The organism is Pseudomonas sp. B34(2017) (assembly GCF_002112915.1).
Lineage (GTDB): Bacteria > Pseudomonadota > Gammaproteobacteria > Pseudomonadales > Pseudomonadaceae > Aquipseudomonas > Aquipseudomonas pharyngis.
The window spans coordinates 335,217-348,979 of the sequence record NZ_NEJA01000002.1; the positions used below are offsets into that span (position 1 = coordinate 335,217).

The following is a 13,763-nucleotide window of genomic DNA, read 5'->3' on the forward strand; positions in this document are numbered from 1 at the left end:
ACTGACCTTACGGGCCGCGCGTCATGAGCTTCATCATCTGGGTGGCGGTGCTCGGTGCCGTGCTGCTGACCCTGGCGCTGACGTCGTCCTATCTTCGCTGGATGCCGGTGACGACTTCCGCTGTCTGTTTGCTGCTGGGGGTTGGCATCGGGCCGTCCGGGCTCGATCTGCTGAAACTGCCGCTGGACGAAGCCTCTTTGTGGATGGAGCACCTGACCGAAGTCGCGGTGCTGTTTTCCCTGTTCGTCTGCGGTTTGAAGTTACGTTTGCCATTGCGCGACAAACGCTGGCGGATTGCATTCGGTCTGGCAGGTCCGGTGATGGTGCTGACGATCATTGGCGTCTGCCTGTTGCTGCATTTTGGCCTGAACCTGAATTGGGGCCCTTCGCTGTTGATCGGCGCGATTCTGGCTCCGACCGACCCGGTGCTCGCGGCGCTGGTGCAGGTTAACGATGCGCGGGACGTCGACAGCGTGCGTTTCGGCCTGTCCGGCGAGGCCGGGCTCAACGACGGCGTTGCATTTCCCTTCGTGATCCTCGGGCTGTTGCTGCTGCACGGTGAAGGGTTTGCCGCCGAGTGGCCCGACTGGGTACTGCGCAGCCTTTTGTGGGCGGTCCCGGCCGGGTTGCTTTGCGGCTACTGGATGGGCCGTGGCATTGGTCGACTGACCCTCTCGCTGCGTATCCGCAACGATGACAGCACCCTGAGCCCGAACGACTATCTGGCCCTGGCGTTGATTGCGCTGGCGTACGTCGTGGCTGAATCCATTGGTGGCTACGGCTTTCTGTCGGTATTCGCCGCCGGCCTCGGCTTGCGACAGGAGGAAGTCAAATCCACCGGCGCCCACCAACCACCCGCCGAGCATATGGTGCAACCGATTGTCGGTCATCAGAACGTCGAGCCGCAGCAGGCGGTGCACGGCGATACCGAGCGGCTGGAAGACAGTCAGGTGGCGGCCGGGATCATGATGGGCGACATGCTCGCGTTCGGCGGTTTGGTGGAACGGGCGATGGAGGTGTTTCTGGTCACGCTTCTGGGGGTAGTGCTGGTCAGTCACTGGGATTGGCGGGCGCTGCTGGTCGGCGGTGTGCTGTTCTGTGTCATCCGCCCGGCCTGCGTAGCGTTGATGCCGTGGGGATCGCTGTTGGCCAGGCGCCAACGGTTATTGATCGGCTGGTTCGGCATTCGCGGCATCGGCAGTCTGTACTATCTCTTCTATGCGCTGAACCATGGGCTGGGCGACAGCGTGGGCACGCTGTGTACCGACCTGACCTTGTCGGTGGTGGCGCTGAGCATTCTGCTGCACGGCGTCAGCACCCAGCCGATCCTCGCCAGCTATGAGCGGCGCAAGAACAGAAACGGGCGAAAAAAGCCCGGCCATGATGACCGGGCTCGATAGCGGGGTGTCATTTATCCTCCCGGATTAGTCACCTGAATATAGAAGGCATAGCTGCCGAGCAACATCCAGAATGTGGCGAAAATCCACGGCGTACGAATGGAAAACAGCAATGACTTGCGATACCCCTTGTGGCTCGACTCCATTTCGCTGAATAACGGCGATTCGTCATAAGCCAGGCCCATCAGCGGTTCGCTGCGCAGCAGTTCACTCTGCTTGAAGTGCCAATGATCAATGATGTCGTAGGCGGCGCGAATCCCCGGCCAGGCGTTGAGCGAACTGAGCAGTCCGAGTAACGCCAGAAACGGCGGCACCACCAGGGTGAACAGCTTGCCCCATTCCGGGTTGAGGTTGGCCATGCAGGACGCAAAGGCAATCACCAGAAACGATTGTGCCGCCAGGTACGCGTCGGTGCGGTTGGCCAGGATGCTGGTTTCGTACTGGATTTCCCGACGGTAGAAATCCAGTCGCTCCTTGGGCGAACCGAACATCTTCGCGTTGTGTTCGGTCTGGGTTTCTTCGGCGGTCGGTTGGGTCAGTATGCGAGGCACGGTACGAACGCTCCGAAAGGCAAAGCGTTTGGAGCCGCCCCGTCGCGGACAAGTTCAGCCGGATTCAGTCCCGGTTCGTTTCATCGTCTGGGCAATAATCGTTACAAGATTCATCTGATTGAACGGTTTCGACAGCCGTGGCAACCCCGCTGCGAAGCCTTCGAGGCGTTCGGCAAAGCCTGTGGCGAGAATGATCGGCAGATCCGGCTTGAGCAAACGCACGGCATGAGCCAGTTGCGCGCCGCTCATATGCGGCATGGCCATGTCGGTGATCATCAGGTCGATGACCTCTCCCTGGTCAAACAGCTCGAGCGCGTGGGTACCAGAGGCGGCGCTGATCACCCGATGGCCAAGGTCTTCCAGCAGCAGGACGGTGCTGGTACGCACCAGACTGTCATCATCCACCACCAGCACGCTGAGGCGCGGCACTGTAACGGTGGACACCATCGTGCCGGACGATTGGGTCGCGACTCCGTCGATGGCGACCGGTAACCAGAGCTCAGCAGTGGTGCCCTGCCCCTTGATACTTTTCAGAATGAACCGGCCGCCCAGTTGTTCGATGAAGCCATGGACCATCGACAATCCCAGGCCGGTGCCCTTGCCCAAACCCTTGGTGGTGAAAAACGGATCGGTTGCCGACGCCAGCGTATCAGCGTCCATGCCTTCCCCGGTATCGGTCACCCGCAGACAGACATAACGCCCGGCCGCGAGCGTCGAATCGTTTTGTTCGATGACCACTTCAGGTTCCGCGCTGATGGTGACGCTGCCGCCCTCGGGCATGGCGTCGCGGGCGTTGGTGGCGAGGTTGAGCACCGCCAGTTCGAGCTGATTGCTGTCGGCCAGCACCGCTTGCAGGTCTTCGGGAAACTGCGTTTCGATGCGGATCCCGGGCCCGAGTGAGCTGCGCAACAACCCGGTGATGTCCTGCACCAGTTTCGGGATATCGATCGGTTCGGTCTTGAGCTCCTGCCGCCGGGCAAAGGCCAGCATGCGTTGGGTCAGCGATACGCCGCGCAATGCTCCCTGCGTGGCGTTTTCCAGCAGGCGGCTGACTTTCGGGTCGTCGCCCATACGTTTGCGCACGATTTCCAGGTTGCCGAGGATCACCGTCAGCAAGTTGTTGAAGTCGTGGGCGATACCTCCGCTCAACTGACCGATGGCCTGCATTTTCTGCGCCTGGAACAGCGCTTCACGGGTTTTCTCCAGTGCCTGTTGCGCCTCGGTGGCTTCGGTCACGTCCCTGGTGATCTTGGCGAAACCCAGCAAGGTGCCGGTCTCGCCACGGATCGCATCGACCACCACATGCGCCAGAAACCGTGTACCGTCCTTGCGCAGACGCCAGCTCTTGCTCTCGAAACGGCCCTCGCGCGCAGCGGTTTCCAGAGCGCGCTGGGGTTCGCCGATCTCACGATCTTCAGGGGTGTAGAACATCGAAAAGTGCTGGCCGATGACCTCTTCCGGCCTGTAGCCCTTGATCCGCTGCGCACCAGGGTTCCAGTTGGACACGCGGCCGTCCGGGCTGAGCATGTAGATCGCGTAGTCGCTGACGCCCTGAACCAGCAGGCGAAACTGCTGTTCGCTCTGCTTGAGGGTTTCTTCGGCCATCTTGCGGTCGGTCAGGTCGCGGGTGATCTTGGCAAACCCGAGCAGTTGCCCGCTCGGGCTGAAAATTGGATCGATCACCACGTGGCACCAGAAATGCGTGCCATCCTTGCGTACCCGCCAGCCCTCACCCTCGAACCGGCCTTCGCGGATCGCCGTGTCCAGCGCCCGCTGCGGCATACCGTTGGCGCGATCTTCGTCGGTGTAGAACCTTGAAAAGTGCTCGCCAAGGATCTCGGCTTCTTCGTAACCCTTGAAGCGTTTGGCGCCGGAGTTCCAGCTGGTGATGATGCCTTCGGGGTCGATCATGTAGATCGCGTAATCGACCACCGCATCGATCAGCAAACGAAAACGCATGTCTTCGATTGCAGCGGACTTCTTGTTATCGCTCATCAGGCTTGGCTCGAAACAGATCTTCAATAACCCGAGTATGCGGCAAACCAGCGGAATGGAAAGGCGCAATAGCACCTCATGTCCGAACCTCGGCTCGCTCAACGTTGAACATATTTGGCGATCCGGGCATAAAGTGCATCGAAAAGAAAGTCCGGTACCTGCATTGCATACTGCGCAGCCTTGTGCAGGGCGAGATGACTCTCCTTGATCACCTCGTGACGTTCGCTGTCGCTGTTGAGCGATTTGCCGATGATGCGCTCATAGGCGCTGTAGCTGAACGGCGTGGATGTTGAGGTAACGGAGAGCTTGTTCTGCATATCTCGAGCATACAAGCTGTGCGCACGCACGACACGCTCCCTCATGGCCCCAAAACCTCGTTCGTAAAGGAACACCTGTGAGCCGCCGACTCTTTTGGCCGCAGCGTCGAGCGCGTAGATCACTGCGTGGGCATTTCCAAAACTGGATTTCAGTTCCGAAGGTCGGACAAAACGTTCGAGCTCGCCTTTCTCCAGGCTTTTGAACCCTCTCTGGACGCCGGAAATAAATGCGAACGGATAGTTGCAGGCCACGATGTGAACCTCAAGCCTGTAACCGGCGTTGGCCATGTAGTCAGGCAGAGTCGCAAACTCGATACTGTCGAACGCGCATTCGAAAATGATGTTGAGCTTTTGCTCAAAAGCCCGTTCAAAGATTTTCCTGCTCAAATCACGAATGAAGTCATTCGTATGTTCGTAGGCGTGCAACGTGCCCAGCTTGATCATCTCCTGGTATTGCGGATGCTTCTCCCGATACTCCGGCAGATACAGACGGACGTAATTTTTATAGAGGCCGGAAGGAAGCAGTTGTTTTTCCAGCAGGTAGGTTTTCCCCGAGCTTTGCACTCCGGCTGTCACCAGGATAGTGGGTGTGAGCTGTGCAGTGATTCCGGCGAACAGGGTTGTGCTGATGTCATTGAAGGCTGAAGTGACCTGCTCGGAGGTATACGTATAAGTGTGGGTAGCGGACATATATTGATTTCCTTATCAAATATCGCGAGAGACCGAGATCCGGCTTACTGAATAAAGACTGAAGTTCGCGATTTATCAAAGGGGGTTTTTCACAAGATATGTCGCTGTTTTATAAGGAAATATGTCCTACAAGTCCAAGTAAAATCCCCTCAAGTCGCACTGACGTTATCCCGCAACATCGCCAACCGGATTCTCACTGCTCAACGACCACCAGAACGGCAATAATTGCTTGATTCGGCTTTCGGCAAAACGATCATCGATCAGCATCACCACGCCGCGATCCTGCTGGGTACGGATCACCCGCCCGGCAGCCTGCACCACTTTCTGCACGCCTGGGAAAAGATAGGTGTAGTCGTAGCCCGCACCGAAGATCGCTGCCATACGGCGCTTCATCTGTTCATTGACCGGATTGAGCTGTGCCAGCCCGAGGGTGGCGATGAACGCGCCGATCAGCCGCGCGCCGGGCAGATCGATGCCCTCACCGAAGGCGCCGCCGAGCACGGCAAAACCGACGCCCTGGCTGTCGGCGGTGAATTGATCGAGAAAGTCCTGCCGCGCGCCTTCGGTCATGCCTCGGGATTGCTGCCAGCGGGTGATGTGTGGGTGCCGCTCGGCGAGCAACTGCGCGACCTGTTGCAGGTAATCGAAGCTGCTGAAGAACGCCAGGTAGTTGCCCGGACGTTCACTGAACTGGCGGGCGATCAGCTCGACAATCGGTTCCAGCGATGCTTGCCGGTGCGTGAAACGCGTGGAAATCCGGCTGACGATCTGCACCTGCAATTGTTCGGCGCTGAACGGCGACTCGACGTCGATCCAGACCGTGTCGGCCGGGGTGCCGAGCAAATCCGCGTAATAGTGGCGCGGGCTGAGGGTGGCGGAAAACAGCACGCTGCTGCGCGCCGCCGTCAGGCGCGGGCCGATGAACGCCGCCGGCACCACGTTGCGCAGGCACAGTTGTGATAACGGGCGTTTGCGTTCGAGATCGCGTTTGCTGATGTCGAACAGATAATGCGCGTCGAACAGTTCCGCCACCCGGCCGAATTGCAGCATTTCGAAGTAGAAGTTCTGCAGTCCGCTGTCGAGCCCTTGCGGGTGATCGTTGAGGTAGTCGCCGATGCTCGCCGTGCAGGATGAGAGCGCCTGCAACAGTTTTTCCGGCGCCTTGTCGTAGGCCTGATACGGCGCGAACTGGTCATTGTGCAGCGCGTTCCATTCACGATTGACCCGTTGCAAAGACTTTTTCAGGACCTCGGGCGCGGTTTTGCGCACGCTGCCCAGTGTCGCCTGATCGAGAGTGGCGCTGTACATCTGCCGCCCGCGCTCGACCAGGTTGTGCGACTCGTCCACCAACACCGCAATGTTCCATTGATTGAACTGCGCGAGACCGAACAGCAGCGCGCTGAAATCGAAGTAATAGTTGTAGTCCGCCACCACCACGTCGGCCCAGCGGGCCATTTCCTGGCTCAGGTAATACGGACACACCCCGTGCCGCGCCGCGACGTCCCGCAGTGCGGCCTGATCCAGCAGGCGCAATTGGCTGGCAGCCTCACGGGCGGCGGGTAAACGGTCGTAAAAGCCCTGGGCCAACGGGCAGGATTCACCGTGACAGGCCTTGTCCGGGTGTTCGCAGGCCTTGTCCCGGGCGACCATTTCCAGCACCCGCAGGGGCAAGGTTTCGCTGTGCTCGAACAGCACTTGCGCCGCATCCAGCGCCAGTTTGCGTCCGGGTGTCTTGGCAGTGAGGAAGTAGACCTTGTCCAGTTGTTGCGGCGCCAATGCCTTGAGCATCGGAAACAGGGTGCCGAGGGTCTTGCCGATCCCGGTCGGGGCCTGGGCCATCAGGCAGCGCCCGGTGCTGACGGCTTTGAACACCGATTCGGCGAGGTGACGCTGGCCGGGGCGAAACGTGGCATGGGGAAAACCCAGCTGCTGCGCCGCCCGGTTGCGCGCTTCGCGGTGGGCCATTTCCTGTTCGGCCCACGCGAGGAACAAACCGCACTGCTGTTCGAAGAACTGTCGCAGCGCATCAGCGCTGAACGCCTCGACCAGGCAGGTTTCCTTTTCCGTGACGATGTCGAAATACACCAGCGCCAGATTGATCTGCTCAAGCTGCAATCGGCAGCACATCAACCAGCCGTAAATCTTCGCCTGGGCCCAATGCAACGAACGGTGATTGGCCGGTTGCTTGCCCAGGTCGCCACGGTAGGTTTTGACCTCTTCCAGGCAGTTCTGCGTCGGGTCGTAGCCGTCCGCCCTGCCCTTGACCTTCAATGGCCCGAATGCGCCCTCCAGCGCCACTTCGCTCTGGTAGGCGTCGTTGCGCCGGGACGCCACGGTGCGATGCCCGGCAATCCCCTCCAGCGCGGTCGGTGACGGGGTGAAGCGCAAGTCGAGGTCACCGGTTTTCGCGGTGAATTCGCACAATGCCCGCACGGCGATGCTGTAGCTCAAGCGCCCTGCTCCGCCCATTGCACGTAACACACGGCGACCGGCATCCGGTGCGTGTGGCAGAACTCCAGCCAGCGCAATTGATTGTCTTGCAGCCGATCGCCCGGGCCTTTGACTTCGATCATCCGGTAGGTCCTGTGCTGCGGCCAGAACTGGATCAGGTCGGGCATGCCGGCGCGATTGGCCTTGATGTCCAGCAGCAGACGGCTGAACCAGTGCTTGAGGTGTTCGGCCGGCAGACAAGCCAAAGCTTGCTCCAGCAGTTCTTCATTGAGCGCGCCCCAGAACACGAACGGCGACTGCACACCCCATTTGGTGGTGAACCGCGCGCGGATGGTGTCTGCATAACGGCCATCGTCGAGCTCGGCCAGACAGGCCTGAAACAGCTCGGCGCGACGGAACTGGAAGTCCTCGTTGAGCAGATCCACCGGCCCGCGCTGGAACGGGTGAAAGAACGCGCCCGGCAGCGGCGCGAAGATCGCCGGCCAGCACAGCAGGCCGAACAGTGAGTTGATCAGGCTGTTTTCCACGTAATGCACCGGGCCCGTTTCGTCGTGCAAGTGCGCTTGGACGTGATATTCCACCGACAATGCCGGATCGATACGCGGCAGGTGCAGATCCAGCCGCTCCACCAGGCTAGGCGCCGTGCGTTTGATCGGTGGCCCGCCGAGCTTGCGTCGCAAACGCGGCAACACCCGTTGCAGGCCCTGCTGTTCGGTAGCGGTTTCCGGCGCCTGCTCGGCAATGACCGCCAGTTCGAGAGCCAACGCATATTCGGCGCTGCGCTCCAGCACGCGGATCATCCGCAATCGCGCGCCGGGATAGGCGCAGTCGCGATAGATCTTCAGCGCCAGGGCGAATTCGCCGAGGCGCTCGCAGTATTGGCCGATCTGGAACAACAGCTTGCCGCGTCGGCGTTGCAGCCACGGGTTATCGAAATGCAGCGCCGCGACTTGTTCGACGATCGGCTCCAGCGGCTCGCCGGCTTCGAAATACAGCTGACAGTCATGCAGAAACAGGCAGGCATCGACGTCGGCACGGCTGCGCAAACCCCGGGAATCGGCGCTGAACTCGACTTTTTCATAAGTGAAGATGCCGAGGTCGGCGAGCACGAATTCCGACCAGTCCTGATAGAGATTGCCGAAGAACATCAGGCGAAAACGGTCGCACAGGTCCATCAGCGTCAGGCTGAACAGCCGATCCGCCAGCGCCGGGCACCATTGCACGAAACTGCGGGGCTCGGGGAATTGTTCGTGCAGCTGCGGCAACCAGTCGACTTTCTTGCCTCGGGGCTGGTCGATGGCCGGGCCGAAGGCTTGCAGGATCTCGGCCTTGAGCAACACCTCGAACAGTTCCGCCATCGACAACGGCGCCTGTTCATGGAGCCAGCCATGCTCCAGCAGCGGTTGCGCCGCCTCGGCGATGTCGCCGATTTCCGGATAATTCAGCTTGCTGGCCCGGAAATGTACACCCTTGCGCATCACCATACGCACCAGCAGGCCCTGGGACGGACGCGGCAGCGCCTTGAACTCGCGAATGAAGGCATGTTCCGTTTCGCTCATGACATCGGCATAGCGAAGCTCAAGCCAATCAAGCACCTGGCGGAAGTTGTTGAGGTAATAGAACGGATCGTCGAGGGGATTGGCAGTCACGGTAGATTCGGGGGCCATGGCAAGCGAGTACTGGTTATGCGTACAGATACCAGTCTGCCCCAGCGGGCGCAAACGGAAAAAGATCAGTGGCATCGGCAAAGCGGTTTTTTTCACTTGGCCATCGAACTTTTCCGGGTGTCACGGCACCAACCGCGTTAGAGGACCGACAATGGTCGAAATGAATGAGGAAGCCGTCCTATGAAAATCAAAACCTTGGGTATCCCGCTGGCAGTAGCTGTGCTGTTGACGCTGGCCGGTTGCTCGACGCCAACGGTGGTCACCCTGCAGAACGGCACCCAGTACCTGACCGAAGACATGCCCGATACCAAAACCGAGGATGGCTTCTACGAGTTCAAGGATATTTCCGGCGCCAAAGTCCGCGTGCGTGCCGACGAAGTGGCCACGGTGCGCAAAGAAGACTGACGGATAAAACATCAAAAAAGGCTGCGACCTTATGGGATCGCAGCCTTTTTTGTATTCATCAGCGTGGTAACGCCATGCCCGGGAGGGAGCCGTCGCAACTGAAGGGACGCTCGCCACGGCGAACCAGTTCTTCCTGCAAGCGCTGGCAGCGCTGACGCTCCTGTTGCGCCATGCGGTCGATGCTCAGATTTCCGGTCATTTCCGGCTCATGGTCTTCGCCGATGCGAACGGTCACGAACGGTTGTTCGGGCTGGATATGAAAGCGGTTTTTTTCTTCGACGGGTTTGGCGTCTTCGCTTTTGGCCGGCTCTGGCAGTTGATCGGGTGTCACGCCATAGCGACTCAGAATCGAGCTGTGAGGCAGATCGGCCCAGGCATTGGCCGACAGCAGCGCCAGTCCCGCGATACCGATATACCCCTTGAAACCTTTCACGTGTGAATCTCCTGTACTCGTTGGCAGCCCTTGAATGACGAACGTCGACGTCATGGCTTTAGGCCGCATTTCCTGTTGGTGCAGGGATTGGAGTCAGGGAATGGTTGGTGAGTCACTTCCTGCCCGTCTCCGTTGAGGCGACACCCTCAACCCTGTTTATGGTTTTGTTTGATCGACGCTCCTCCAACAACGTCCTCGGCAAAACAAACCCTTCAAAACTGCGTTGGGTAACCGGGTTGTTGGCCTTCTCCGCCCCAATCCGATAGCGCATCAAGCCATCGGCGACGGCAAAGGTCAGGTCCACGCTGGTGTCGGTCCTGCCATTAAGATGCCCACGGCTGAGCAGCCGGAACAACGACCACGGCCCGCGATAGCTCAGGCTGGCGGTGTTGCCGCTGCTGTGCACCAGCGTCAGTTGGCTGCCATTGGTGTTGCCCAGACTGTTGGGCCACACCAACCCCGTGCGTTGCGGCGCGCCGTGCTGGTAAGGGATCAGTTGGCCGTCGACGCTGAGCATGCTGCTCAGACGGGTCGCGCTCAGGGCCAGGGGTTCGATGGTGAGTTGCACGGCCAGGTGGCCGTCTGGACTGAAGAATGTCTCGCGGATGCGCTCAGCCTTTTCAAGTTGCTCCAACACCTCTTGGCGCACCCAGTGGCCGCCCTGGTCTCCGGCGGACAGGCTGTCCAGATTGTCCTTGAGGAACACGTTCAGATACTGGTCCTGGAACTGTTGCAGGCGCCCTTTCGGCCCGAAGAAAGCGACGAAGTCCTCCAGCGAAGCGTCCTCGCCACTGGCCTTGAACGGATAGCGTCCAGCCAGGCGGTCACGGTAGAAGCTGTAAATCTCACTGTCCCAGCGTTTTTCCAACTCGCGCAGCGCGCTAATGGTCAGCATCTGAGAGCTCTGTACAGCCAATTGGTTGACGTGTCGGTTCAGTGGCTCGGGCAGACCCGAAGCGATGCGTTGCAAGTTACGGATCGGGTCAGGATCGGACTTGGAAAACCGGGTAAGCACCACGCCCAGCGCCGCCTTGCCAGGGCTTGGCTGATCCTGCACGCCTTTGACATAGTCGTAGACGGCATTGACCGCGCGCAGGGTTTCTTCGTAGTAGGACGGCTTGTCCTGCTCGGCATTGAGCAACCCGGACAGGCCGGCGAATGCGCGGTGAATACCCAGCGCCTGAGTGCGGCCGGGCTCATCGCCGGGCGCCGCCTCGTCCTTGCCGGTGGCAGGCGGATAAATCAGGGTGTTGTCACGCACAGTTTCCAGCAAACGGCGCAGGGGCGCAGCCGGGCCGGTGACCTGGCCCAGCACTTCAAGGGTTTGGGCCGGGTCGGTGAAGTCGGTGACGGCGAACTGATTCAAAGCGCGGCGCCAACTGTCGACATAGTCGGCGCTGTACAAGGCCCTCAGCCGTTCGATTAGCACCTGCCGGTCGGCTTCGGAATAATCCAGGCTACGGCGCTCGCCCAACACCCATTGATCGATCAGCGCCAGCTCAGTGACGTTCTGGCTGTTGGGCTCAAAATAATCCCGAAAGCCCCGCGCGGTCAGCAGGGGCGGCAACGCCAGGTTTTCGTCCAGTGCCGCACCGCTGTCGCGTTCGTTCAGGGGGCGGTAGACCACGTCGAAGGCCGGGCCAATCTCGTTGCGCAAGTCCAGTTCGCCATGCAGGCGCTCCTGCGCCTGTTGCCGCAGGGTCATGTACACCCGTTGCGCCATCGGCAGTTTGCGCAATTGCTGTTGGGTTTGTGCGATCAGTGCACCGTGCTCGGGCAGTTCAACATCGGCATAGGTCAGCGCGTAAGTCAGGTGGCGCATCAACGCCGCCTGACGTTGGCCCTGCCCCGGATAGGCCTGTTGCCATTGCTGGGCCATCCATTGCGCAACGATCTCCGGGCGACGATTGTCGCGATCCTCAATCATGCGGTACACGCGCAGGGCGGCAAGCTGTTCATCGCTGCCCGGTTCGGCGCGGTGGATGACCTCGACGGCGCCTTCGGCAATCGCCGGCAGGAAACGCCGGGACAACAGGCTCAGGTAAGCCTGATCGACCATCGGCCCGATGAGCTGCCCTTGGTACAAGCCCATGTCGGCCAATTGCGGCCAGGTGGCTCGATAGTCGCCATACACCGTGACCGCATCACGAATTTCATCCAGCGGCACCAGCAAGTTCAGCCCGGTGGGGTCGGCCTGCAGGTCGCTGGCCTTGCTGCTGAAGGCCTGGCTCTGGGCCAGGACCTGATCAGCCTTGTCGCGGTTGATACCGTAGTAGTACCACCAACCGCCCACCAGCAACGCGCTGGAAATCCCGGCCAATACCGAACCGCTGAGCAGCAGGCGACGCTTGCGCCGCGCCACCTTGAAATTGTCCCCGGCCAACCCGGCCTCCGGGTAGACCACCTGCTGCAACAGGTGCTGGGCGAAGTACACCACCGAATGCCCCTGCGGCTTGACCGAGCTGACCGGCGCGGGGAACCCATAGGCCCGCGCCGACGCCTCGACAAACAGGTTGGACACAACGCCACGCTGGTACACCGACGACAGGTACACCCCACGCACCAGCGCCGGCGTGGTGTAGCGATCACTGCCCAGCACATCGCCGAGAAAGCGCAGCAGAATCTCCCGCGAACCACTGAGTTGACGCATCAGGCAGAACAACTGCTCACGTACCTCGGCTGGCTGGGGATCCCCCATGGCCCGCATGACCTTCATGTTCAACACATCGACGAAGCGGTCATACGCGGCCGTCAACTCACCCAGCCAGGCATCAAAATCCTCAACTGCATCAAGACTGAAGGTGAAGCCCTGCACCTCTTCGCGCGCCGACGCCGGAAGCTTGGCGAACAACGCTTCAAAGCCGTCGAGCAAATCGAACTTGCTCAGCACCACATACAACGGCAGCCGCGTACCCAGCTCATGACCCAGCTCGTTCAGACGGGCGCGCAGCAGATAGGCTAGGTTGCGGCGCTCGTTGGGCGGACGCTCGAACAGGCTGACCATGTCCACCAACAGCACCACGCCGTTGAGCGGACGGCGGCTGCGACTGCGTGCCAGCCAGTCGATCAGGTGGTGCCACAGGCGTTTCTCGGCGCCGGCGGGCAGCCCGCTGGGTTGTTCGACCTGGGCGACTGCGGGTTCGGCGATCGCGTCAGTGTCCGCCGCAGCATCCTCAGTGGGCGCGGCTGGAGCTGGCGTCGGTGGCGGCTGCCGCTCGGGCTGGCTGATGAACTCGCCGGGCGGGTCGATCAGCACCGCCTCATCGCCGATCCACCAGTCGATATCGAACGCCAGGTCTGGATCAGAAGCGGCCTGCGCAGCACCACTGCGCGCAGTGCGGGTCAGGGCGAAACTCTGGCTGGAGCGGCTGATAAAGCTGGACTTGCCGGCGTTCTCCTCCCCCAGCACCAAGTACCAGGGGATCTGGTGCAGGCTGCGGCCCTGATGGTTGTCCCGAACCCGCGCCAGGTTGTTTTCCAATGACCGTTCCTGGGCTTGCAGGTAGACCAGGCAAGGGTCTTGCACCCGTTGTGCCTGTTGCTCACGTTCCCACTGCAAACGGCGCTGCCGACGGTGCACTAGCCAGGTCCACGCCAACAGCGGCAGCACCACCAGCCCCACGCTGATCGCCAGGCGCAGCGGCCAGGATGCCAGCGGTTGCTCGTCGCGCCAGGTCCAGGTTGGCCCCAACCACCACAGCCACCCCAGCGCCAGCGCAATGGCCAACACCCCAGCGGCGATGGCGATCAGCGCCCCATGGCGCTGAAGGGCATAAAACCCGCGCGCCAACGTGCCCAGCCTCTTGTTCATTACTGTTCGCCCCTGAACTTTTTCCAAGATAAAAATCGTCCCCGCC

At 60.7% G+C, this 13,763-nt stretch carries 9 protein-coding genes; 2 read left to right on the forward strand and 7 right to left on the reverse strand.

Annotated features, from left to right (window positions below):
* Positions 1-23 precede the first annotated feature (23 nt).
* Positions 24-1,400: a sodium:proton antiporter gene (locus CAF80_RS07070; RefSeq protein ID WP_085667050.1), complete on the forward strand. Its 1,377-nt coding sequence runs from the start codon at positions 24-26 to the stop codon at positions 1,398-1,400.
* A gap of 11 nt (positions 1,401-1,411) precedes the next feature.
* On the opposite strand, the gene CAF80_RS07075 is transcribed toward CAF80_RS07070, so the two are convergent.
* From CAF80_RS07075 to CAF80_RS07095, 5 genes are all read right to left on the reverse strand, one after another.
* Positions 1,412-1,948, reverse strand: coding sequence for a hypothetical protein (locus CAF80_RS07075; protein WP_074690613.1), 537 nt, complete (start codon positions 1,946-1,948; stop codon positions 1,412-1,414).
* Between the two features lie 54 nt (positions 1,949-2,002).
* Complete coding sequence (locus tag CAF80_RS07080; protein WP_085667051.1) at positions 2,003-3,943, reverse strand: PAS domain-containing sensor histidine kinase; 1,941 nt, start codon at positions 3,941-3,943, stop codon at positions 2,003-2,005.
* Between the two features lie 98 nt (positions 3,944-4,041).
* Positions 4,042-4,950, reverse strand: a complete 909-nt coding sequence (locus tag CAF80_RS07085; protein WP_039768351.1) for a zeta toxin family protein — start codon at positions 4,948-4,950, stop codon at positions 4,042-4,044.
* Positions 4,951-5,115: 165 nt separating this feature from the next.
* Positions 5,116-7,401, reverse strand: coding sequence for an ATP-dependent DNA helicase (locus CAF80_RS07090; RefSeq protein ID WP_074690615.1), 2,286 nt, complete (start codon positions 7,399-7,401; stop codon positions 5,116-5,118).
* Positions 7,398-9,050: a VRR-NUC domain-containing protein gene (locus CAF80_RS07095; RefSeq protein ID WP_074690694.1), complete on the reverse strand. Its 1,653-nt coding sequence runs from the start codon at positions 9,048-9,050 to the stop codon at positions 7,398-7,400. The genes CAF80_RS07090 and CAF80_RS07095 overlap by 4 nt, the downstream gene beginning before the upstream one ends.
* A 198-nt stretch (positions 9,051-9,248) precedes the next feature.
* Here CAF80_RS07095 and CAF80_RS07100 point away from each other — a divergent pair, with 198 nt between their 5' ends.
* Entirely contained in the window at positions 9,249-9,473 is a 225-nt protein-coding gene (locus CAF80_RS07100) for a YgdI/YgdR family lipoprotein (protein WP_074690616.1), read from the forward strand.
* 58 nt (positions 9,474-9,531) lie between these two features.
* On the opposite strand, the gene CAF80_RS07105 is transcribed toward CAF80_RS07100, so the two are convergent.
* Positions 9,532-9,906: a hypothetical protein gene (locus CAF80_RS07105; RefSeq protein ID WP_074690617.1), complete on the reverse strand. Its 375-nt coding sequence runs from the start codon at positions 9,904-9,906 to the stop codon at positions 9,532-9,534.
* 112 nt (positions 9,907-10,018) lie between these two features.
* Positions 10,019-13,717, reverse strand: a complete 3,699-nt coding sequence (gene tssM, locus CAF80_RS07110) for a type VI secretion system membrane subunit TssM (RefSeq protein ID WP_085667052.1) — start codon at positions 13,715-13,717, stop codon at positions 10,019-10,021.
* Positions 13,718-13,763: the final 46 nt, after the last annotated feature.